The 22,399-nt window shown below is 66.6% G+C and carries 15 protein-coding genes; 9 read left to right on the forward strand and 6 right to left on the reverse strand.

Annotation, left to right across the window (positions count from 1 at the left end):
* The first annotated feature begins 42 nt into the window (after window positions 1-42).
* A complete protein-coding gene (locus J2P76_RS03205) occupies window positions 43-657 on the forward strand; it encodes a glutathione S-transferase family protein (protein ID WP_207404418.1) in 615 nt (204 codons plus the stop codon).
* Between the two features lie 154 nt (window positions 658-811).
* Here J2P76_RS03205 and J2P76_RS03210 read toward each other — a convergent pair whose 3' ends face one another.
* The 5 genes from J2P76_RS03210 to J2P76_RS03230 all read right to left on the reverse strand — a co-directional run bounded on the left by J2P76_RS03210 (window position 812) and on the right by J2P76_RS03230 (window position 5,660).
* On the reverse strand, window positions 812-1,513 hold the full coding sequence (locus tag J2P76_RS03210; protein ID WP_207409101.1) for an ABC transporter ATP-binding protein: 702 nt from the start codon (window positions 1,511-1,513) through the stop codon (window positions 812-814).
* A complete protein-coding gene (gene livG, locus J2P76_RS03215) occupies window positions 1,513-2,280 on the reverse strand; it encodes a high-affinity branched-chain amino acid ABC transporter ATP-binding protein LivG (RefSeq protein WP_207404420.1) in 768 nt (255 codons plus the stop codon). The genes J2P76_RS03210 and livG overlap by 1 nt, the downstream gene beginning before the upstream one ends.
* A complete protein-coding gene (locus J2P76_RS03220) occupies window positions 2,277-3,512 on the reverse strand; it encodes a high-affinity branched-chain amino acid ABC transporter permease LivM (protein ID WP_207404421.1) in 1,236 nt (411 codons plus the stop codon). Before J2P76_RS03220 ends, livG begins: the two co-directional genes overlap by 4 nt.
* Window positions 3,512-4,438 carry a high-affinity branched-chain amino acid ABC transporter permease LivH gene (gene livH, locus J2P76_RS03225; RefSeq protein WP_207404422.1) on the reverse strand — a complete coding sequence of 309 codons (927 nt, stop codon included), beginning with the start codon at window positions 4,436-4,438 and terminating at the stop codon, window positions 3,512-3,514. The genes J2P76_RS03220 and livH overlap by 1 nt, the downstream gene beginning before the upstream one ends.
* A 106-nt stretch (window positions 4,439-4,544) precedes the next feature.
* Window positions 4,545-5,660, reverse strand: coding sequence for a branched-chain amino acid ABC transporter substrate-binding protein (locus J2P76_RS03230; RefSeq protein ID WP_207404424.1), 1,116 nt, complete (start codon window positions 5,658-5,660; stop codon window positions 4,545-4,547).
* 396 nt (window positions 5,661-6,056) lie between these two features.
* Here J2P76_RS03230 and proC point away from each other — a divergent pair, with 396 nt between their 5' ends.
* From proC to J2P76_RS03260, 6 genes are all read left to right on the forward strand, one after another.
* Window positions 6,057-6,890, forward strand: a complete 834-nt coding sequence (gene proC / locus J2P76_RS03235; RefSeq protein WP_207404425.1) for a pyrroline-5-carboxylate reductase — start codon at window positions 6,057-6,059, stop codon at window positions 6,888-6,890.
* On the forward strand, window positions 6,887-7,453 hold the full coding sequence (locus J2P76_RS03240) for a queuosine precursor transporter (RefSeq protein ID WP_207404427.1): 567 nt from the start codon (window positions 6,887-6,889) through the stop codon (window positions 7,451-7,453). The genes proC and J2P76_RS03240 overlap by 4 nt, the downstream gene beginning before the upstream one ends.
* A gap of 282 nt (window positions 7,454-7,735) precedes the next feature.
* Window positions 7,736-9,049 carry a sn-glycerol-3-phosphate ABC transporter substrate-binding protein UgpB gene (ugpB, locus tag J2P76_RS03245; RefSeq protein ID WP_207404428.1) on the forward strand — a complete coding sequence of 438 codons (1,314 nt, stop codon included), beginning with the start codon at window positions 7,736-7,738 and terminating at the stop codon, window positions 9,047-9,049.
* Window positions 9,050-9,154: 105 nt separating this feature from the next.
* On the forward strand, window positions 9,155-10,036 hold the full coding sequence (gene ugpA / locus J2P76_RS03250; RefSeq protein WP_207404429.1) for a sn-glycerol-3-phosphate ABC transporter permease UgpA: 882 nt from the start codon (window positions 9,155-9,157) through the stop codon (window positions 10,034-10,036).
* Between the two features lie 19 nt (window positions 10,037-10,055).
* Window positions 10,056-10,883, forward strand: a complete 828-nt coding sequence (gene ugpE, locus J2P76_RS03255; RefSeq protein ID WP_207404431.1) for a sn-glycerol-3-phosphate ABC transporter permease UgpE — start codon at window positions 10,056-10,058, stop codon at window positions 10,881-10,883.
* A gap of 37 nt (window positions 10,884-10,920) precedes the next feature.
* Complete coding sequence (locus tag J2P76_RS03260; RefSeq protein WP_207404432.1) at window positions 10,921-12,009, forward strand: sn-glycerol-3-phosphate import ATP-binding protein UgpC; 1,089 nt, start codon at window positions 10,921-10,923, stop codon at window positions 12,007-12,009.
* Between the two features lie 161 nt (window positions 12,010-12,170).
* On the opposite strand, the gene J2P76_RS03265 is transcribed toward J2P76_RS03260, so the two are convergent.
* A complete protein-coding gene (locus tag J2P76_RS03265; protein WP_207404433.1) occupies window positions 12,171-12,770 on the reverse strand; it encodes an RBBP9/YdeN family alpha/beta hydrolase in 600 nt (199 codons plus the stop codon).
* 213 nt (window positions 12,771-12,983) lie between these two features.
* Between J2P76_RS03265 and J2P76_RS03270 the strand changes: the two genes are divergently transcribed.
* The gene (locus J2P76_RS03270) at window positions 12,984-14,111 is read left to right on the forward strand and encodes a branched-chain amino acid ABC transporter substrate-binding protein (protein ID WP_207404434.1); all 1,128 of its coding nucleotides are present in this window, start codon (window positions 12,984-12,986) and stop codon (window positions 14,109-14,111) included.
* Between the two features lie 637 nt (window positions 14,112-14,748).
* Window positions 14,749-22,392, forward strand: coding sequence for a type I polyketide synthase (locus J2P76_RS03275; RefSeq protein ID WP_207404436.1), 7,644 nt, complete (start codon window positions 14,749-14,751; stop codon window positions 22,390-22,392).
* Window positions 22,393-22,399 lie beyond the last annotated feature (7 nt).

Here is a 22,399-nt window from a genome sequence, read left to right on the forward strand (position 1 = left end):
ACAAGGCGTCAGACCGTCTTGTTCTTCTGGAGAATACGTGCAATGAAACTGTACTACATGCCCGGGGCCTGCTCGCTGGCTTCGCACATCGTCCTGGAATGGATCGGCAAGCCCTACCAGCTGCACAAGCTGACGCGCGAAGAGCTCAAGCAGCCCGAGTTCCTGAAGGTCAACCCGCTGGGTGCGGTGCCGGCCCTGGCCGATGGCGACCTGACGCTGACGCAGAACGCCGCCATCCTGGAATACCTGGCTGAACAGGCTCCGCAAAGCCAGCTGCTGGGCGACGGCAGCGCCGCGTCGCGGGCGCAGGTGCGCCGCTGGCTGGGCCTGATCAATTCAGACCTGCACCGCACGTTCTCGCTGATCTTCGGCGCGCAACGCTTTCTGCCGGGCAACGAGGCCGCGCAGGCGCAGCTGTCCGCCTCGGCGGCCGCGTACCTGCGCAACCTGTTCGGCCTGCTCGACCAGCAATTGGCGGGCCAGCCGTACCTGGCCGGCGCGGCGCCCTCGATCGCCGACCCGTACCTGTACGTAGTGCTGCGCTGGGCGCACGGCAAGAACATCGACCTGTCCGGCATGGACAACCTGGCCGCCTTCTTCAAGCGCATGGAAGCCGACCCGGGCGTGCAGGCCGCCCTGAAGGCCGAAGGCCTGTAGCGTACAGGCACTTGGCCAGGCAGCCAGGTCAGCCAGGTGTCTGACTCCCGCCAGGGTGTCAGACACCGAAGTGTGCGCCGAGAGCGTCTCAACGTATACGGTGTCTGACACCCTGGCGGGTGTCAGACACCTGGCAAGACCCGCGATTCCCCGGTCAGCCGCCCAGGTAGGCCTTGCGCACGTCGTCGTTGACGAGCAGGTTGGCGCCCGTATCCTGCAGCACCACCTTGCCGTTCTCCAGCACGTACCCCCGGTCGGCCACCTGCAGCGCCTTGTTGGCGTTCTGCTCGACCAGGAACACCGTGACGCCCTGCTCGCGGATCGTGCGGATGATGTCGAAGATCTGCGCAATGATCAGCGGCGCCAGGCCCAGGGTCGGCTCGTCCAGCAGCAGCAGCTTGGGCTGCGTCATCAGCGCGCGGCCGATCGCCAGCATCTGCTGCTCGCCGCCCGACATGGTGCCCGCGCGCTGCGCGGCGCGCTCTTTCAAGCGCGGAAACAGCGTGTAGACGTGTTCCAGCCCCGCCTGGATGGCCTCGCGGCCGGCGAAAAAGCCCCCCATCATCAGGTTCTCGGCCACGGTCAGGTCCTTGAACACGCGCCGCCCTTCGGGCGAAATGGCGATGCCGGACCGCATGATGTGGTGAGTGTCTTTGCGGGTGATGTCCTCGCCCTCGAAGGTGATGGTGCCTTCGCGCGCCCGCGGGTTGCCGCAGACGGTCATCAGCAGCGTGGTCTTGCCGGCGCCGTTGGCGCCGATCAGGGTAACGATCTCGCCCTGGTTGACCTCGACCGACACCCCGTTCAGGGCCTGGATGGCGCCGTAATAGGTATGGATATTGTCCAGCTTCAGCATCATTCTTCCCCCAGGTACGCTTTGATGACGCGCTCGTCGCTGCGCACCTGTTCGGGTGTGCCGGTGGTAATGGGCTTGCCGTGCTCCATGACCAGGATCCGGTCGGATATCCCCATGATCAGGCTCATGTCGTGTTCGATCAGCAGCACCGCCACGCCGAACTCGCGGCGCAGCTGGTCGATCAGCTGCTGCAGGTCGCGCTTTTCCTGCGGGTTCAGGCCGGCCGCCGGCTCGTCCAGCATCAGCAGGCGCGGCTTGGTGATCATGCAGCGCGCAATCTCCAGCCGCCGCTGGTGCCCGTAGGCCAGGTTGCCCGCCTCGCGGTTGGCATACTGGCGCAGGCCCATGAAATCCAGCCATTGCGCCGCGCGCGTCAGGGCCTCGGCCTCGGACTGCCGGTACCCTTTCAGCTTCAGCAGGCCTGGCAACAGGCGCGATTCCACCTGGGTGTGCTGGGCCACCAGCAGGTTTTCCAGCACGGTCAGCTGCTTGAACAGGCGCACGTTCTGGAAGGTGCGCACCAGGCCGTGGCGCGCCACTTTATGGCTGGGCAGGCCGGTGATCGGCTTGCCGTCCATGACGATCTCGCCGGCGGTGGGCTTGTAGAAGCCGCCCACGCAATTGAACACCGTGGTCTTGCCCGCGCCGTTGGGGCCGATAATGGCGAACACTTCGTCGCGCTGCACTTCGAAGCCCACGCTGTCGACGGCCAGCAGGCCGCCGAAGCGCATGGTCAGCCCGGATACTTTCAATAGTGCTTCGCTCATTTGGCCAGCTCCACGTGGGGACGCTTCATGGGCAGCAGCCCCTGTGGACGCCACATCATCATCAACACCATCACCAGGCCGAATATCAGCATGCGGTATTCGGCGAACTCGCGCGCCACCTCGGGCAGCACGGTCAGCAGAATGGCGGCCAGGATCACGCCCACCTGCGAGCCCATGCCGCCCAGCACCACGATGGCCAGGATCAGGGCCGATTCGATGAAGGTGAACGATTCGGGGTTGACCATGCCCTGGCGCGCGGCGAAGAACGCGCCGCCGAAGCCCGCGAACATGGCGCCCAGCGTGAAGGCCGACAGCTTGATGCGGGTGGGGTTCAGGCCCAGCGAGCGGCAGGCGATTTCGTCTTCGCGCAGCGCTTCCCAGGCGCGGCCCACCGGCATGCGGATCAGGCGCGTGGACACGAACAGGGTCACCAGGGCCAGGGCCAGGGCCATCAGGTACAGGTAGTTGACCATATGCTGGTTGTCGAACGTCCAGCCCATGATCTCGTGAAACGTGCGGGTGCCTTCCACACTGGAACGCCGCGCCATTTCCATGCCGAACACGCTGGGCTTGGGAATGCCCGAGATGCCGTCGGGGCCGCCGGTCATGAAGTTCAGGTTGATGAGCAGCAGGCGGATGATTTCGCCGAAACCCAGCGTGACAATGGCCAGGTAGTCGCCGCGCAGGCGCAGCACCGGAAAGCCCAGAATGAACCCGAACAGCGCCGACATGGCGCCGGCGAACGGCAGCGCTTCCCAGAAGCCCCAGCCGCCCCAGTGGTACAGCAGCGCATAGGTGTAGGCGCCCACCGCGTAGAAGCCCACGAAGCCCAGGTCGAGCAGGCCTGCGAAGCCCACCACGATGTTCAGGCCCAGGCCCAGCATCACATAGATGAGCACCAGCGTGGCAATGTCGACCGAGCTGCGGCCGCTGAAAAACGGCCAGATCACCGCGGCCAGGATCAGCAGCGCGATGATCCACTTGTTGCCCTTGGCGGGGGCCGAGGGCAGCATCGGAATGCTGGTCTTCAATTGCCGGAAAGGCCGCGCCAGCCAGGGGCGCAGCAGCTGGAACACGAACACCACTGCGGCGGCCAGGGCCACCAGGTCCCAGTGGGTTTCCATATTGGTGCGGGCGCCCTGGCGAACCAGCTGCAGCCCGAACACCGGCGTAACAATGACGGCCGTCAGCACGGCCGCCATCGTGGCGTTTTTAAGGGTGTTGTTGGCCATCAGACTTTTTCCACCTCAGGTTTGCCGAGCAGCCCGGTGGGGCGGAACAGCAGGATCAGCACCAGCAGCGCGAAGGCCACGATGTCTTTGTACTGGGACGAGATATAGGCCGCGGCCAGCGTCTCGGCCAGGCCCAGCAGCACGCCGCCCAGCATGGCGCCGGGGATGCTGCCGATGCCGCCCAGCACGGCGGCGGTAAAGGCCTTGATGCCCGCCAGAAAGCCGATGAACGGATTGAGCTTGCCGATGGTGATGGCAATGAGCACACCGCCCACGGCCGCCAGCATGGCGCCCAGCACGAAGGTGAAAGAGATGACCCGGTTGGTGTCGATGCCAAGCAGGTTGGCCATGTGCATGTCTTGCGAGCAGGCGCGCGAGGCGCGGCCCATGCGCGAATACTTGATGAACAGCGACAGCGCGATCATCAGCAGCACCGTGACCACGATGATCATGATGCGGGAATACGGCAGCGTGACATCGAACTGCGAGCCCATGTTGAACTGCACCGAGCCCGAGATCAGCGAGGGCACGGCCATGTCGCGCGCGCCCTGCCCCAGCGCAACCCAGTTCTGCAGGAAGATGGACATGCCGATGGCCGAGATCAGCGCCACCAGCCGCTGGCTGCCGCGCACCGGCCGGTAGGCCACGCGTTCGACGCTGAAACCGTACACGCCGGTCACGACAATGGCCACCAGCAGCATGGCCGCGATCACGAAAGGCAGCGGCAGGCCGCTGTTGGTGCCGATGGCGGTCAGGGTGACCAGGCCCACGTAGGCGCCGATCATGTAGATCTCGCCGTGGGCGAAGTTGATCATACCGATGATGCCGTAGACCATTGTGTAGCCGATGGCAATCAGCGCGTAGATCGCGCCCAGCGAAAGGCCGTTGAAGACCTGCTGGGTAAGTTGGGGGATAAGGTCTGACATGGATGAGTACCTATGCTCCAAATGGTTCCGGCCCCGGTAGAACGACCCGGAGCCGGAAACCTGGGCGTGCGTTCAAGCCCCGGCGGATGGCCGGGGCGGCGCGTGGTTACAGCTGGGTCTTCTTGCCGTTCTTGTCCCACTTGAAGACGGCGAATTCGAAGTCCTTCAGGTCGCCCTTGGCATCGTATTCGACCTTGCCGATGGCCGTGTCGAAAGTGGTCTTGTGCATGTAGTCGGCCACCTTGACGGGGTCTTCGCCCACGGCTTCGATGCTCTTGGCCAGGATCTGCACCGCCGCGTAGGCGGGCATCTGGAAGGCGCCGTCGGGATCGCGCTTGGCGTCGTGGAACGCCTTCACGATGCCTTCATTGCCAGGCAGCTTGGTGAAGTCGGAAGGCAGCGTCACCAGCAGGCCTTCGATGGCGGGGCCGGCAATGGCGACCAGGTCCTGGTTGGCGGTGCCTTCGGGGCCCATGAACTGCACGTCCAGGCCCTGTTCGCGCGACTGGCGCAGCAGCAGGCCCAGTTCGGGGTGGTAGCCGCCGAAATAGACTAGGTCCACGCCCTCGGACTTCAGCTTGGTGATCACGGCCGAATAATCGCTGTCGCCGACGTTGATGCCTTCGAACATCACCACGTTGACTTTGTTCTTTTCCAGCGTTTCTTTTACTTGCGTGGCCACGCCCGAGCCGTAGGTCTGCTTGTCGTGCAGCACGGCCACTTTCTTGGGCTTGAGGGTGTTGGCGATATAGCGCGCGGCGAACGGGCCCTGCTGGTCGTCGCGGCCGATGGTGCGGAAGAAGAAGTGCGGCTTGGTGGTGTCGGTAACCAGCGGCGAAGTCGCGCCCGGGGTAATGGCGACGATGCCTTCCTGTTCGTACACGTTGACGGCCGGCACGGTAACGCCCGAGCAGGCATGGGCCACGGCGAACTTGGCGCCCGAATTGACCACGCGGTTGGCGGCGGGCACGGCCTGCTTGGGTTCGCAGCCGTCATCGATGAGGATGGGCTCGAGCTTCTTGCCCTTGACGCCGCCCTGGGCGTTGATGGTTTCGATGGCGGTCAGCGCACCTGCCTGGATCTGCGTGCCATATTGGGTGTTGGGCCCGGTCATGGGCTGGGGGATGCCAATCTTGATGGTGTCGGCTGCCTGGGCGGCGCCAGCCAGGAGCAGCGCCCCAAATGCCATGGCGACAGGGGTAACGCGGTGCAGAAGCTTCATTCGGAATTCTCCGGCGAAAGGGATAGGCAGCTTTGGAAGAATCGGCATCGACGGGGGATACCCGGCGGCCCGACGCGACCATTGCCGGCTTCTTGGGCAAAAGTACAGCGTGGGCGGTATTCTGAAAGCAGCCTTTCGCGGTGTCACTGCGTGTAATCCCCAATATTTTGCAGGGCCAGACAAAAGGGGACATATATTCGGCCCCGCGGCGGATGGCCGCGGGCCGAGTTGCAGGTGCCACCCGGGTTGTGCCCGGATGGCGAGTACGGAGTGTTGTGAGGGTGCAACCAAGGTATAACCCTGATGCCCCGAAGTCCGATTGCCCGCAGTATCTGACAGCATTCTTACACCGCGCTTGCGTTCGTGACGCACCGGCGGCGGCTACAATCGCGCACCATGGATACACAGATTTCTATCGCCTTCATCGGCGGCGGCAACATGGCCTCGGCCCTGGCCAGCGGCCTGGCGGGCAAAATTTGCCCGGCCGGCAACCTGCACGCCATCGATCCCACCCCCGCCGTGCAAGACGCCTGGCGCAGCCGCGGCGCCACCGCGGCCGGCGCGCCCGATGCCGCGCTGCAGGCGTGCCGCGTCTGGATCTACGCCGTCAAGCCGCAACAGCTGCGCGAGGCCGTGGCCGCCACCCGTGCCTGGCTGCAGCCCGGCACGCTGGTGATCAGCGTGGCCGCCGGCATCCGCGCCGACACCCTGGCCGGCTGGCTGGGCGAACCCGGCGCGCCCTGGCAGAACCTGGTGCGCTGCATGCCCAACACGCCCGCCCTGGTGGGCGCCGGCACCTCCGGCCTGGCCGCCCTGCCCGGCGTCGACCGCGCCGGCCGCGCACTGGCCGAGCGCCTGCTGAGCTCGGTGGGCCAGGTGGTCTGGGTAGACGACGACGCCGCGCTCGACGCCGTCACCGCCCTGTCGGGCAGCGGCCCCGCCTATGTCTTCCTGTTCCTGGAAGCCCTGATCGCCGGCGGCGTCGCCGTCGGCCTCAGCCCCGAACAGGCGCGCCAGCTGGCGCTGGGCACGCTGGACGGCGCCACCCGGCTGGCCGCGCAATCCGACGACGCGCCATCCGTGCTGCGCGAGCGCGTCACGTCCAAGGGCGGTACTACTGCCGCCGCGCTGCAGGTTTTCCAGCAGGCAGACCTGGCCGCCATCGTGGGCCAGGCCATCGAAGCGGCAGCCCGGCGCTCGCGCGAACTGGCCAGCGAGTTCGGCAAATGACCCCCGCACGGCGCTTCCAGCCCATGTCGGCGCGGCAGTTTGCCGTGGCGGTGTTCTGCATGGGCCTGATCGTGGTGGGCTCGAACATCCTGGTCCAGGTGCCGCTGAACGACTGGCTGACCTGGGGCGGCCTGTCGTACCCGGTGGCGTTCCTGGTCACCGACGTCCTGAACCGCCGCTTCGGCCCGGCCGCCGCGCGCCGCGTGGCCTGGGTGGGCTTCGCCGCCGCCCTGGCGGTGTCGGTATGGGTGGCCTCGCCGCGCATCGCCCTGGCCTCGGGCCTGGCATACATCTGCGCCCAGCTGGCCGACATCCGGGTCTTCGACCGCCTGCGCGACCAGCGCTGGTGGCGCGCGCCGCTGCTGTCGGGAACCGTCGGCGCCGTGCTCGACACCGCGGTGTTCTTCAGCGTGGCCTTCGCCGCCACCGGTATGCCTTGGGTCACCTGGATGTTCGGCGACCTGGCCATCAAGCTGGCGGTCAACCTCAGCATGCTCGCGCCGTTCCGCGCCCTGATGTGGAATCTGGCCCGCCCCGCCGCCGTCGAGCAGCCGGCCCGCTGAAGCGCCGGTAAACACAGGTGTCAGGCTCCGCCAGGTGCCTGACACCGCTGTACGCCACAGGCGTCTCAGGCGTACGGCGTCCGACACCCTGCGGGAGTCGGACACCTGCCGCCCTCCGCCCTATTCCCCCAAACAGCCGTTACTGGCGTACGCTATTTCACATTTGACAGCGCCTGCGGGTGGTGTAAAAGTCACGTCTCTGTCACAAACCATACATAAGGTGTCGTGTTCTCTACGGCCGGACACCCCGCGCCGCAGCAACGCAACCAAGGAGGACCTTCCATGCGATCCCACCGCTTAGCCTTCACCTTTGCCGCCCTGCTGGCGGCCTTTGCCGGATCCTCGGCCCACGCCGCCACCGAAATCCAGTTCTGGCACTCGATGGAAGGCGCGCTGGGAGAACGCGTCAACGAACTGGTCCAGGAATTCAACAAGAAAAACCCCGACTACAAGGTCAACGCCGTGTACAAGGGCAACTACGGCGAATCCATGAACGCCGGCATCGCGGCGTTCCGCGCGGGCAATGCGCCCGACATCCTGCAGGTCTTCGAAGTCGGCACGGCCACCATGATGTACGCCAAGGGCGCCATCAAGCCGGTGCAGCAAATGTCCGAAGAAGCCGGCGATCCGCTCGACCCCAAAGAATTCATCGGCGCCGTGGCGGGCTACTACTCGTCGCAAGACGGCAAGCTGATCTCGATGCCGTTCAACAGCTCGACGGTGGTCTTCTACTACAACAAAGACGCCTTCAAGAAAGCCGGCCTCGACCCTGAAAAGCCGCCCAAGACCTGGGAAGAGCTGGCCGCCGCCGGCCAGAAGCTGAAGGCCGCCGGGCAGGAATGCGGCTACACCACGTCCTGGCCGTCGTGGGTGCAGCTTGAAACCTTCTCGGCCTGGCACAACGTACCCTACGCCACCAAAGACAACGGCTTCGGCGGCCTGGACGCCCGCCTGGCCATCGATACCCCGCTGCACGTGCGCCACCTCGACAACCTGGCCAAGCTGGCCAAAGAAGGCATCTTCATGTACGGCGGGCGCGGCGACCAGCCCAACTCGCTGTTCATCGGCGGCAAGTGCGCCATGATCACCGGCTCCAGCGGCCTGCGCGCCAACATTTCCAAGAACGCCAAGTTCGAGTTCGGCACGTCCACTCTGCCCTATTACGCCGACGTGAAGGGCGCGCCGCAGAACACCATCATCGGCGGCGCATCGCTGTGGGTGTTCGCCAACAAGGCGCCCGAAACCTACAAGGGCGTGACCAAGTTCTTCCACTTCCTGGCCAGCCCCGAAATCGCCGCCCGCTGGCACCAGCAGACCGGCTACGTGCCCGTCACCAAGGCCGCGTACGAGCTCACCAAGAAGCAGGGCTTCTACGAGAAAAACCCCGGCACCGAAGTCGGCGTCAAGCAGCTCAACGTCGAGACCACCGCGCAGTCGCGCGGCCTGCGCCTGGGCTTCCTGCCGCAGATCCGCGAAATCGAAGACCAGGAAATGGAACGCATCATGTCCGGCAAGACCTCGGCCCAGGATGGCATCAAGGTCATGGTCACGCGCGGCAACGAACTGCTCGAGAAATTCGAGAAAAGCGTCAAGTAAACCGCCCGGCCGCGCCGCTCGCCCCGCGGGGGCCGGCGCGGCCCGCGCGGCATGCTCCGGCGGCTTGCCTGCCGCCGGCTTATAAGTCCCCACGGGCGTGCATCCATGGAAAAACGCGTCGTCTTCCGGCACAAGACCCTGCCGTACCTGCTGCTGGCCCCGCAGATCGCCGTTACGCTGATCTTCTTCTTCCTGCCCGCCGGCCAGGCCATGTGGCAGTCCATGCAGTTGCAGGACGCCTTCGGCCTGTCTTCCGAATTCGTCGGGCTGGCCAACTTCGTCGACCTGTTCCGCCAGCCCGACTACCTGGACTCTTTCCGCGTCACCGCCGTGTTCTCGGCGCTGGTGGCCTTCGTGGGCCTGGCCGTGTCGCTGCTGCTGGCCGTCATGGCCGACCGCGTCATGCGCGGCGCCGGCCTGTATAAAACGCTGCTGATCTGGCCCTATGCCGTGGCCCCCGCCGTGGTGGGCGTGCTGTGGCTGTTCCTGTTCTCGCCTTCGGTCGGCATCCTGGCCGTCGCCCTGCACGACCTGGGCGTAAGCTGGAACCCGCGCCTGAACGGCAACCAGGCCCTGATGCTGGTGCTGATCGCCGCCGTCTGGAAACAGATTTCCTACAACTTCCTGTTCTTCCTGGCCGGCCTGCAATCCATTCCGCGCTCACTGATCGAGGCCGCCGCCATCGACGGCGCCTCGCCGGCGCGGCGCTTCTGGACCATCGTGTTTCCGCTGCTGTCGCCCACCACGTTCTTCCTGCTGGTGGTCAACATCATCTACGCATTCTTCGACACTTTCGCGGTCATCGACACCACCACGCAGGGCGGGCCGGGCACGGCCACGTCCATCCTGGTCTACAAGGTGTACAGCGACGCCTTCCACGGCCTGGACCTGGGCTCGTCGGCCGCCCAGTCGGTGGTGCTGATGGCCATCGTAGTGGCCCTGACCGTAGTGCAGTTCCGCTACATCGACCGCAAAGTGCAGTACTGATTCATAAGGCTACGACACCATGGTTGAACGCCGCCCCTGGCTCGACATACTGGCCCACCTGATCCTGCTGTGCGGCGTGGCGCTGGTGGCCTTTCCGCTGTACGTCACGTTTGTCGCGTCGACCCAGACCGCGCAAGAAGTCGCCGCCGCGCCCATGTCGCTGCTGCCCGGCCCGCACTTCGTCGACAACTACGCGCGCGCCCTGGCCGGTGCCGGCGTAAGCCGCATGCTGTATGTCAGCCTGATCATGGCGCTGGTCATCTCGCTGGGCAAGATCGCCATTTCGCTGCTGTCGGCCTTCGCAGTGGTGTACTTCCGCTTTCCGGGCCGCATGTTCTTCTTCTGGATGATCTTCGTCACGCTGATGCTGCCGGTCGAGGTGCGCATCGCGCCCACCTACAAGGTCGTGGCCGACCTGGGCCTGCTCAACAGCTACGCCGGCCTGACCCTGCCGCTGATCGCATCGGCCACCGCCACCTTCCTGTTCCGCCAGTTCTTCCTGACCGTGCCCGACGAACTGGTCGAGGCGGCCCGCATCGACGGCGCCGGCCCCCTGCGCTTTTTCCGCGACGTGCTGCTGCCGCTGTCGCGCACCAGCATCGCCGCGCTGTTCGTCATCCAGTTCATCTACGGATGGAACCAGTACCTGTGGCCGCTGCTGATCACCACGCAAGAAAACATGTACCCGGTGGTCATCGGCATCAAGCGCATGATCAGCGGCGGCGACAGCGTCACCGAATGGAACATCACCATGGCCACCGCCATGCTGGCCATGGTGCCGCCAGCCCTGGTGGTGATCCTGATGCAGAAATGGTTCGTCAAGGGCCTGGTCGACACCGAGAAATAAACGCCCTGCCCGCCCTCGTCCACGCAAAGAACATTCCATGGCTACCCTGAGCTTTCGCAACGTCAAGAAAACCTATGCCGGCAACGTCGCCGTCATCCACGGCATCGACGTCGACGTGCAAGACGGCGAATTCATCGTCATCGTCGGCCCGTCGGGCTGCGGCAAATCCACCCTGATGCGCATGGTGGCGGGGCTGGAAACCGTGACCAGCGGCGAGATCCTGATCGGCGACAAGGTCGTCAACGAGCTCGAACCGGCCGAGCGCGACATCGCCATGGTGTTCCAGAACTACGCCCTGTACCCGCACATGAGCGTATTCGACAACATGGCGTACGGCCTGAAGATCCGCAAGTTTTCCAAGGACGACATCCGCAAGCGGGTGGAAGCCGCCGCGCAGATACTGGAGCTGGACAAGCTGCTGGACCGCCGGCCGCGCCAGCTGTCGGGCGGACAACGCCAGCGCGTGGCCATGGGCCGCGCCATCGTGCGCGAGCCCAAGGTGTTCCTGTTCGACGAGCCGCTGTCGAACCTGGACGCCAAGCTGCGCGTGGCCATGCGCCTGGAAATCATGAAGCTGCACCGCCGGCTGCGCACCACCAGCCTGTATGTCACCCACGACCAGGTCGAGGCCATGACCCTGGCGCACCGCATGATCGTGATGTACCAGGGCGTGCCCGAACAGATCGGCACCCCCATGGAAGTGTTCGAAAAGCCGGCCTCCACCTTCGTGGCCGGCTTCATCGGTTCGCCGCCCATGAACCTGATGCCGGTCGACGTGTCCGGCGACGGCACCCTGCAAACTCCGGACGGCCTGGCGCTGGACATCTCGCCGCTGCAAGTGCCGGCCGCCGTGCGCGGCCGCGCGGTCACCATGGGCATGCGGCCGGAACACATGCTGCTGAACGCCCAGGGCCTGGCGGCCGAAGTCGAGATGGTGGAAACACTGGGGTCCGAACAGCTGGTGCACTGCCGTTGCGGCCAGAGCGCCGTGGTGGTGCGCTGCGCCACCCGCCAGCTGGCCGAAACCCCAGCCCGGCCAGGCGACCAGCTCACCGTCGGCCCCGACGGCCGCCACGCGCTGCATTGGTTCGAAACCGACACAGGGCGCCGGGTGGAAGGCACCTGAGGCCGCATCAGACACCGTACGAATGAGATAACCGCGGCACACGACGGTGTCTGGCACCATACGGAGCCAGACACCTGGGCAATGCCTGAAATAGCTGCAGCACACCGCGGTGTCTGGCGCCTGCGAAGCCAGTCACCTGATTTACGCCCGATTCACGCCGCCTACGGCGCGCCCAGGGGCGCGGGCACCGGCGACACCCGCGGCAAGGGCGCCGCCACGCGCCAGATGGCCCGGCGCCGCAGGGCCGACAGCAGCTTCAGCCCCTGCGGCCATTCGCCGAACCCGCTGTCGGCGTTGATATGCCCGCCTCGCGGGATCACCTCGAGCCGGCTGCCCCACGCGGCCGCGAACTGGCGCGCCCTTTCCAGGCGGCAATACGGGTCGTTGTCGCCCGCCACCACCACCGACTGGAACGGCAGCGACTGCGCCGGCACCGGCGCAAATGCGCGCAGGCAGTCCGGCATGCCGGGCTGCTCGACATCGGCCGGCGCCACCAGCAACGCGCCGGCCACCTTGGCGCGCAACGGCACCGGCAGGCTGACCGCCGCCAGGCAGCCCAGGCTGTGCGCGATCAGCAACACCGGGCATGCCGCCGCGTCGACACAAGCGGCCACCGTGGCGTTCCACACCGCCGGATCGGGGGTTTCCCAATCAGGCTGCCGCACGCGCTGCGCATGCGGCACGCACTGTTCCCAGCGGGTCTGCCAGTGGCCTGGACCGGAGTCTTTCCAGCCCGGGACGATGATCGGTTGGAATCTCATGGCGTCAATAATGCCGCGCCGGCTTATGAACGCAAACGAATAAATCGTCTTTTGCATATACGCCCAGAGGCATAAGGACTGCCATGCCGGATCTGCGTCGATTGTCTACCCCGCCGGCGCAAATTCACCAGGCTTTCAGGTATGCTTGCCTGCACAAGCCTCGCGCCCGCCTCAGCGGGCCCGGCTTATATAACGACGCAAAGGAGATTCCCCATGAAACAACCGTCCCGCCTCACTCCGGTCCTGGCCGCGCTCGGCCTGGCCGTGGGCCTGGCTGTCTCGGCCGGCGCACAGGCGCAAACCATCAAGATCGCCGTGGTCGGCCCCACCACTGGCCCGGTCACCCAATATGGCGCCATGGTGCGCGAAGGCGTCGACACCGCGGTCGAACGCATCAACGCCGCCGGCGGCATCGATGGCAAGAAGCTCGAAACGGTCGTCATCGACGACGGCTGCGAACCCAAGCAGGGTCCGGTGGCCGCCAACCGCGTCGTCAACGACGAAATCGGCTTCGTCGTGGGCCATGTGTGCTCGGGCGCCACCATCGCGGCGGCCGACATCTACGATGATGAAGGCGTGGTCATGGTCACCCCTTCGGCCACCTCGCCCGCCCTCACCGACGGCAAGAACTACCAGTTCATCTTCCGCACCATCGGCCGCGACGACCAGCAAGGCCCCGCCGCCGCCAAGTTCATTCTCGACAAGATCAAGCCCAAGACGGTTGCCGTGCTGCACGACAAGCAATCGTATGGCCAGGGCATCGCCACCGCCGTCAAAGACAACCTTGAAAAAGGCGGCGTCAAGGTCGTGATGTTCGAAGGCATCAACGCCGGCGACAGCGATTATTCCGCCATCATCACCAAGCTGAAATCCAACAACGTCGATTTCGTCTATTACGGCGGCTATCACCCCGAAATGGGCCTGCTGCTGCGCCAGGCGCACGAACAGGGCGTGAACGCCAAGTTCATGGGCCCCGAAGGCGTGGGCAACCCCGACATCAACGCCATCGCGGGCGACGCCGCCGAAGGCATGCTGCTGACCTTGCCGGCCGATTTCACCCAGAACCCGGCCAACGCCGACATCGTCAAGGCCTTCCAAAGCAAAAAACGCAATGCCAGCGGCGCGTTCCAGCTCACCGCCTATGCCGCCACCCAGGTAATTGCCGAGGCTATCAAGGGCTCGGGCAGCACCGACCCCACCAAAGTGGCCGAATACCTGCACGCCAATTCGTTCAATACCCCCATCGGCAAAACCTCGTGGAACAAACAGGGCGACCTGAACGACTTTGAATTCCAGGTTTTCACCTGGCACAAAGACGGCAGCAAAACCGCATTCAAGTAGCCTTTCGTTCGAGCCGGCCTCCGGGCCGGTTCAGCAAAGCCTGATAAGCCCCCATTGCGGGGCTTTTTTCATTGGCCATGATTTATTCGAAAATGCGCCTGCCTGGAATTGGCAACCAAGGCAACCAAAGTTTGCATAGCCGAAGATAATCGCCGTAATACATGCATTTTGTTACTAAACAGTGAATTCCCGCTTGGGGAAAAGCTTTCGGCACACCTTGCAAAGATTTCAAAATCCCCGAACCTTGGCCTTAATAGTCTTTTATTTAAGCGTAAATCCCGCAATCCGAAGCGTTTTGTATCTGCATTTTGCGACGCACCACGCATTGCGCGTATTACCACAATAAACTGTAAAATCTGCGCTCTCGAAATACATCGCCAACCCGACCATAATGGTCAAGCCGCTTTTGACCGGGCCGGGGTTGCAGTTCTTTTCCCTCGAAACCGTGGCAGCCCAGACTGAACAAGGAACATCCCGATTCCCACCTCGCCGATACGGCCGCCCGCGGCCACTCTGTTGATCATTGCCTGTTAGACACAGCCTGCCGCCACTTCGGCAGCCGGTTCCTGCGTCGTCTATCCGCAGCAAAAAAACCAAGAAAAGCTCTCGAAAGCTGTTTGTTCGAAGGAAGATATACATGGCAAAGCGTGTTGCCGTTGTGGGGCTTTCGTTCCGGTTTCCGCATACCGATACCGAGCGATACTGGACCGACCTGATGGCCGGCCGCGACTTGGTCACCCAGGTGGAGGCCGAGCGCTGGCATCAAGATGCCTACCTGCATCCCGCCAAAGATCACCCTGGTACCGCGTATACCTTCGCCGCCGGCTCGATCGGCGATGTCTCGGGCTTCGATGCCCATTTTTTCGGCATTTCGCCGCGCGAAGCGGCTCTGATGGACCCGCAGCAGCGCCTGCTGCTGGAAATGTGCTGGGAAGCCATCGAACACGCCGGCATGCGCCCATCGGCCCTGCGCGGCAGCGACTGCGGCGTGTATATCGGCATTGCCAGCGCCGATTATTCCTACCGGCTGTCCGATGACATGGGCGCCGTCGATGCGTCGATGGCCACCGGCAACACCTCCAGCATCGCCGCCAACCGCCTGTCATACCTGTTCGACCTGCACGGGCCCAGCATGGCGGTCGACACCGCCTGCTCGTCGTCGCTGGTCGCCGTGCACCAGGCCTGCCGCGCCATCGTCACCGGCGAAACCAGCCTGGCCATCGCCGGCGGCGTCAGCCTGCACCTGCATCCCTACGGCTTCATCACCTTTTCCAAGGCGTCGATGCTGTCGCCCGGCGGCCGCTGCAAGGTCTTCGATGCCTCGGGCGACGGCTACGTGCGCTCGGAAGGCGGCGGCCTGTTCCTGCTCAAAGACTACGACCAGGCCATGGCCGACGGCGACCACATCCTGGCCGTGATCGCCGGCAGCGCCGTCAACACCGACGGCCGCAAGTCCGGCCTGACCGTGCCCAACGCCGACGCCCAGATCGCCCTGATGCGGCAGGTATACGAACGCGCCGGCGTCCCGATAACCGACATCGACTACCTGGAAGCCCACGGCACCGGCACCGCCGTCGGCGACCCCATCGAGACGCGCGCCATCGGCGCGGCGCTGGGCCAGCCGCGCGGCGCCGGCAACCCACTGGTGATCGGCTCGATCAAAAGCAATCTGGGCCACCTGGAAGCCGCTTCGGGCGTGGCCGGCCTGGTCAAGGCCATCTACAGCCTGCAGCACCGCATGGTGCCGGCCACCATCGGCATCCAGACGCTTAACCCGGCCATCGAGTTCGACAACTGGAACATCTCGGTGGCCACGCAGAACCATCCGCTGCCCCGCACCGGCTCGCTGACCATCGGCGTGAACTCGTTCGGGTTCGGCGGCGCCAACGCGCATGTCATCCTGCAAAGCCCGCCGGCCGACGGCGACGACCAGGCCGACAAACTGGCCAACACCGCGGCGGTGCCCATCGTCGTCTCGGGCAAGACCCCCGACGCCCTGAAAGCCGCCGCCCGCAATCTGGCCCGGGTACTGCAAGGGCAGCCCGCGCGCGCGCTTTACGACGTGGCTTATCACGCCGCCATGCGCCGCGAATGGCATGCCGAGCGCGCCGTGGTGTACGGCACCGACAGCGAAACCGTGGCGCAGGCCCTGACCCAGTTCGCCGAAGGCGAGGCGCCGCGCTACAGCGTATCTTCGGGCAGCGCGGTGGCCCGTGCGCAAGGGCCGGTGTTTGTGTATTCGGGCAATGGCTCGCAATGGGCCGGCATGGGGCGCCAGCTGCTGGCCGAGCCGGTGTTCGCCGAAGCCGTGCACGAAATCGACAACCAGTTCGCGCCGCTGGCCGGCTACCGGCTGGCCGACGAGCTGGCGCGCACCGACAGCGCCAACCAGTACGAACGCACCGAAATCGCCCAGCCCGCGCTGTTCGCCATCCAGGTCGGCATCACGCGCATGCTGGCCCAGCGCGGCATCCTGCCCACCGCGGTGGTGGGCCACAGCGTAGGCGAAGTCGCCGCGGCCTGGGCCAGCGGCGCGCTGGCGCTGGCCGACGCCGTGCAAGTCATTTTCCATCGCAGCCGGCTGCAGGGCACCACCAAGGGCCAGGGCTGCATGACGGCGGTCGGCATCGACGGCGGCGCCGCCGCCGCCCTGCTGGCCGAACTGCAGCTGACCGACGCGCTGTGCGTGGCCGGCTACAACAGCGGCCGCGGCGCGACCCTGGCGGGCGACCCGGCCGCCATGGCCACGGCCGAGGCCGTGCTGGCCGAGCGCCAGGTGTTCTACAAGCGCCTGGACCTGGACTACGCGTTTCACAGCGCCGCCATGGATCCCATCCAGGCCGGCCTGCAGCAAACGCTGGCCGGCCTGGCCCCGCAGGCCGGCCACGTGCCGTTCTATTCCACCATCACCGGCGGCCTGCTCGACGGCGGGCAGCTCGACGCCAATTACTGGTGGCGCAACGTGCGCGAGCCCGTGCGCTTTCAGCATGCCCTCGATGCACTGGTGTCGCGCGGCGAAAACATTTTCATCGAGATCGGCCCCCATCCGGTGCTGCGCTCATACGTCAACGACAGCCTGGCGGCCGCCGAGCGCAAGGGCCGCGTGCTGCTGACGGCCAGCCGCGGCAACGACGAGCCGGCCAAGATCCGCGACGCGGCCGGCCAGGCCGTGTGCAGCGGCGCCCAGGTCGACTGGCAGGACCTGTTCCCCTGGGAAGGCCGCCACGTCGCCCTGCCCGCCTACCCATGGCAGCGCGAACGCCACTGGCACCCCGTCACGCCCGAATCGCTGGGGCAATTGCAGCGCGGCAAGGTCCATCCGCTGCTGGGCTATCCACTGCGCCAGCACGAAGGCATCTGGGAAAACCAGCTCGATACGGCCCTGTACCCCTGGCTGGCCGACCACGTGGTGGGCGAGGCAGTGGTGTTCCCCGGCACGGGCTTCGCCGAAATTGCGCTGGCCGCGGCCACGCAATGGCAACCGGGCGCCTGGGCGGAAATCGAAGAGCTCGAGATCCGCGCGCCGCTGCTGCTGGCCGCGGCCCCGTCGAAGCGCCTGCGGGTCAGCCTGGACGCCGCCGATGGCGGCCTGCGCATCCAGGCCAAAGACGTGGGCAGCGCCGAGCCGTGGACCCTGCACGCGGCTGCCCGCATTCTGCGCGAGGCAGGCTCCGCCCTGCTGACCGGCGCGCCGGCGCAGTGCCCCGACCGCCCGGTTGATTTCACCGGCGACACCCATGCGCTGCTGACGCATGCCGTTGGCCTGGCCTACGGCGATGCCTTCCAGGCCGTCAAGCACGGCTGGGCTGAATCCGACGACACCGTGCTGGCGGTGCTGGAGCCGCACCCGGCCCTGCACAGCAGCCTGCCCCAAAGCCTGCTGCACCCCGCGCTGCTCGATTGCACGTTCCAGCTGATCATCCAGCTGCTGCGCGACGACCCCGCCATGGGGCGCGGCGTGGCCTTCGTGCCGGCCAAGATCGGCCGCCTGGCGCTGCGCACCGACGCCGGCCTGCCGCGCTACGCACGCGCGCGCCTGCTGCGCCGCGGCCCGCATTCCCTGACCGCTGAATTCTTTTTGTACAACGAAGCCGGCGAGCAGATCGCCGCCGTGCACGAAGCCCGGTTCCGCAGCATCCGCCTGTCCCAGGCCAATGCCGGCGCTCTGGATTTCCTGGCCGACAGCGGCGTGCCCAGCCCGCACGCGCACGATCCGCGCAGCCGGCAAAGCACGCTGGATGGCGCGGCTGCGGCCGACGCCCTGGCCGGCGCCGCCGCCAGCGCCGCCCACGATGGCACTCACGTACGCTACGCGCACGAAATCGAACCGCTGCTCGACAGCCTGTGCGACCGTTTCGTATTGCGCGCGCTGCACCTGCTGGCCCCCAATACCCAGCATCTGTACGACGACGTGCTCGAGCGCTGCCGCCAGGCCTCGCCCGGCACCGCCATGCTGCTCGACCAGTTGCTGGCGCGCGCGGCCGATGCCGGCCTGCTCGAACGCGCCCCGTCGGGCTGGACGTTTCAGGCCCAGGACGACGGCGCGCCGGACGTCATCGACATCTGGAACAGCCTGGTCCGCGAATACCCCGACTACGCCCACATCGTCCATGCCGTGGGCCGCGTCGGCCTGCACCTGGCAGAGCTGCTGCAAGGGCGCATCGCGCTGGACGCCGTATGCCCGCCCGAGGCGTCGCCCGGCGCACTGATGCGGCAGATCCTGGGCGCCGAGGCGCGTGAACGGATCGGCGCCGCGCTGCGGCAGATCCTGGCCCGCGCCCAGGCCGCCCTGCCGGCCGGCGCCCGCCTGGGGGCGCTGGAAATCAGCGCCCATGCGCCGGCTTTCGCGGTGGACTGCTGCACGGCGCTGGATTTCAGCGTGTCCGACTACCACTACGCCTCGACCGACGCCGAGGCCTACGAACGCGCGCAGCGCCTGCTGGATCCTTATCCCGATGCAAGCTGCGCCCTGATCGATCCGGAATCCGGCCAGCCGGATGCCCCGGGCCATGACCTGGTCATTCTGCATGCCGACGCCGCATGCGCCGAAGAGGCCCAGCGGATGCTGGACTATGCGCGCGCCAGCCTGAAAACCGGCGGCACCCTGCTGCTGCTGGGCACCCACCCCGTGGCCTGGCTGGATTTCGTCGCGGGCGCGCGGCCCGGCTGGTGGGGCGCGGTGGCCGATGACGGCACGCAGGCCTCGTGCCAATATCCGGCCAGCTTCTGGCAGGATGCCCTGGGCCAGCAAGGCTGCGCCTGCGGGCCGCTGGCCGGATTCACGCCCGACACGCCCACCGGGCCTTACCTGCTGGCCGCCACGCTCCAGGCGCCGGCCGAGGCCGCCCAGCCCGCCGCGCGCGAACAGGCCACGCCGCCTGTACAGCCCGGCTGGCTGCTGCTGGCCGGCACGCAAGACGCCGATGCGGCCCTAGCCGAAACCCTGGCGGCCCGATTGGGCGCCGCCGGCTATCGCACCTTCATCCAGCGCGATGCCGATCCCGCCAGGTTCGACACCGTGCTGGCGCAGGCCAAGAGCCGCCTGGCCCAGATCGACGGCATCATCCACCTGGACGGCCTGGCGCAGGCGCAAGACGACACCGACCCGGCTGCCCTGCTGCAGGCCCAGGTGCGCCGCTGCGCCCTGGCCGCGGCCGCCGCGCAGGCTCTGGAACGCAGCAGCAGCAACGCCACCCTGTGGCTGCTGACGGTGGACGCCGCCCAGCACCTGGCGCGCGATGCCGGCGCCGGCGCCATCGGCGACGCTTCGCTATGGGGCTACGGCCGCACCATGATGAACGAAGCCGCGCAATTCGGCGTGCGCCTGCTCGACCTGCCCAGCGCCGTGCCGGACACAGCCGTGCTCGACGCCCTGGAACGCGAACTGCGCTGGCCCGACGCCGAGCAGGAAGCCATCATCACCGCGCAAGGCCAGCGCTACGCGCCGCGCCTGCGCGCCGTGCCGAACCCGGCCCACCCAGAGGCCGCGGGCCCCGGGGCCGGACACCTGCGCCTGGGCTTCGACTTCCCCGGGCAGCTGCGCAACCTGCGCTGGGAAGCCTGCCCGGCCGGCGAGCTGGCCGGCGATGAGCTGGAAATCGAAGTCCATGCCACCGGGCTGAACTTCCGCGACGTGATGTACGCGCTAGGGCTGCTGTCCGACGAGGCCATCGAAAACGGCTTCGCCGGCCCCACCCTGGGGCTGGAATTCGCCGGCACCGTGCTGCGCGCCGGCCCCGACGCCGGCGGCGACTACCAGCCCGGCGACGCCGTCGTGGGCTTTGGGCCCGCCAGCTTCGCCAACCGCGTTTTCACCAAGTCCAGCGCCATCGCCCATATTCCCCAGGGAATCTCGTTCGAAGCCGCGGCCACCATCCCCAGCACGTTCTTCACGGTGTACTACGCGCTGCACCACCTGGCGCAATTGGAAGAAGGCGAAAAAGTGCTGATCCACGGCGCCGCCGGGGGCGTGGGCATAGCCGCCATCCAGTTCGCCCAATGGCGCGGCGCCGACATCTACGCCACCGCCGGTTCCGACGAAAAGCGCGACTTCCTGCGCCTGCTGGGCGTGCAGCATATCTACGACTCGCGTTCGCTGGCCTATGCCGATGAAATCCTGGCCGACACCGGCGGACAGGGCGTCGACGTGGTGCTGAATTCGCTGGCGGGCGAAGCCATCAACCGCAACCTGCGCGTGCTGAAACCGTTCGGCCGCTTCCTGGAACTGGGCAAGCGCGACTTCTACGAGAACACCCGCATCGGCCTGCGGCCCTTCCGCAACAACATCAGCTACTTCGGCATCGATGCCGACCAGCTGATGCACGAACGCCCCGCCCTGACCCGCCGGCTGTTCGGCGAGATGATGGCGCTGTTCGCCCAGGGCGTGCTGCATCCGCTGCCCTACCAGGAGTTCGACGCCAACGAGATCGTCGGCGCCTTCCGCTACATGCAGCAGGCCCGCCAGATCGGCAAGATCGTCATCACCTACCGCAACGGCATCCGCGCCGCCCAGGCCGAAGCGGACGCCCGTGCACAGCAGGCCGCGCTGGCCCTGCCCGAAGACGCCACCTACCTGATCACCGGCGGTCTCAGCGGCTTCGGCCTGCGTACGGCCCAATGGCTGGCCGACAAGGGCGCGCGCCACCTGGCGCTGGTCAGCCGCAGCGGCCCGGCATCCGACACCGCCCAGCAGGCCATCGCGGCGCTGCAGGCGCGCGGCGTCACCGTACATGCCGCGGCCTGCGACGTCACCGACGCCCAGGCCGTCGCCGCCCTGCTGCACAACATCGGCGGCAGCATGCCGGCGCTGAAAGGCATCGTGCATGCCGCCATGGTCATCGACGACGGCCTGGTGCGCAGCGCCACGGCCGAGCAGATCCAGCGCGTGCTGGCGCCCAAAGTGCTGGGCGCCCTGCACCTGGACGCCGCCACGCGCCAGCTGCCGCTGGATTTCTTCATCACCTTCTCGTCAGCCACCACCCTGTTCGGCAACCCCGGGCAGGCCAACTACGTGGCCGCCAACGCCTGGCTGGAAGGCCTGTCGCGGCGCCGCCGCGCCCAGGGCCTGCCCGCCACCTGCGTACGCTGGGGCGCCATCGACGACGTCGGCTACCTGGCCCGCAACAAGAAAATCAAGGACGCCCTGCAAAGCCGCATGGGCGGCGCCGCGCTGGCTTCGGAAGCCGCGCTGCGAGCTCTGGAATCGATGTTGCTGGCCGGCGCCAGCGGGCTGGGCGTGCTGGAACTGGACTGGCGCGCCCTGCGCCGCTTCCTGCCCAGCGCCGCCACGCCCAAATTCAGCCTGCTGGCCCGCCGGGCCAGCGACAGCGGCGAAGACGACGGCGATACCCGCGACATCAGCCATCTGCTGGCCACCCTGGACGATGCCGCCCTGCATCCCGTGTTCATCGAAATGCTGCAAGCGGAAGTCGGCGAGATCCTGCGCGTGCCCGCCGACAAGATCAACCCCGATGTGTCGGTCTACGACATGGGGCTGGACTCGCTGATGGGCGTGGAATTGGTGGTGGCGCTGGAAAACCGCTTCGGCATCCGCCTGCCCGTGATGGCGCTGAACGAAAGCCCCACCCTGGCCAAGCTGGCCGGCCGGCTGATCCAGCTGCTGCGCAACGACGGCGAGCCCACGGGGCAAGACACCCTGCTGGCCGAGGTGGAGCAAGTCGTCTCCCAGCACACTGACGAAGTGCCCGCCGAAGCCATGGCCAAATTCGCCGACGACCTCAAATCGGGCAGCGTCGACGCCAAACAACGCATGATCCACTGAACACACC

This window comes from Bordetella petrii, assembly GCF_017356245.1.
Classification (GTDB): Bacteria; Pseudomonadota; Gammaproteobacteria; order Burkholderiales; family Burkholderiaceae_B; genus Bordetella_A; species Bordetella_A petrii_D.

What these genes read in the sequence shown, in the direction of transcription:
- J2P76_RS03205 (WP_207404418.1), top strand. Translation starts at nt 43, where the DNA reads ATGAAACTGTACTACATGCCCGGGGCCTGCTCGCTGGCTTCGCACATC.
- J2P76_RS03210 (WP_207409101.1), bottom strand. Translation starts at nt 1,513, where the DNA reads ATGCTGAAGCTGGACAATATCCATACCTATTACGGCGCCATCCAGGCC.
- livG (WP_207404420.1), bottom strand. Translation starts at nt 2,280, where the DNA reads ATGAGCGAAGCACTATTGAAAGTATCCGGGCTGACCATGCGCTTCGGC.
- J2P76_RS03220 (WP_207404421.1), bottom strand. Translation starts at nt 3,512, where the DNA reads ATGGCCAACAACACCCTTAAAAACGCCACGATGGCGGCCGTGCTGACG.
- livH (WP_207404422.1), bottom strand. Translation starts at nt 4,438, where the DNA reads ATGTCAGACCTTATCCCCCAACTTACCCAGCAGGTCTTCAACGGCCTT.
- J2P76_RS03230 (WP_207404424.1), bottom strand. Translation starts at nt 5,660, where the DNA reads ATGAAGCTTCTGCACCGCGTTACCCCTGTCGCCATGGCATTTGGGGCG.
- proC (WP_207404425.1), top strand. Translation starts at nt 6,057, where the DNA reads ATGGATACACAGATTTCTATCGCCTTCATCGGCGGCGGCAACATGGCC.
- J2P76_RS03240 (WP_207404427.1), top strand. Translation starts at nt 6,887, where the DNA reads ATGACCCCCGCACGGCGCTTCCAGCCCATGTCGGCGCGGCAGTTTGCC.
- ugpB (WP_207404428.1), top strand. Translation starts at nt 7,736, where the DNA reads ATGCGATCCCACCGCTTAGCCTTCACCTTTGCCGCCCTGCTGGCGGCC.
- ugpA (WP_207404429.1), top strand. Translation starts at nt 9,155, where the DNA reads ATGGAAAAACGCGTCGTCTTCCGGCACAAGACCCTGCCGTACCTGCTG.
- ugpE (WP_207404431.1), top strand. Translation starts at nt 10,056, where the DNA reads ATGGTTGAACGCCGCCCCTGGCTCGACATACTGGCCCACCTGATCCTG.
- J2P76_RS03260 (WP_207404432.1), top strand. Translation starts at nt 10,921, where the DNA reads ATGGCTACCCTGAGCTTTCGCAACGTCAAGAAAACCTATGCCGGCAAC.
- J2P76_RS03265 (WP_207404433.1), bottom strand. Translation starts at nt 12,770, where the DNA reads ATGAGATTCCAACCGATCATCGTCCCGGGCTGGAAAGACTCCGGTCCA.
- J2P76_RS03270 (WP_207404434.1), top strand. Translation starts at nt 12,984, where the DNA reads ATGAAACAACCGTCCCGCCTCACTCCGGTCCTGGCCGCGCTCGGCCTG.
- J2P76_RS03275 (WP_207404436.1), top strand. Translation starts at nt 14,749, where the DNA reads ATGGCAAAGCGTGTTGCCGTTGTGGGGCTTTCGTTCCGGTTTCCGCAT.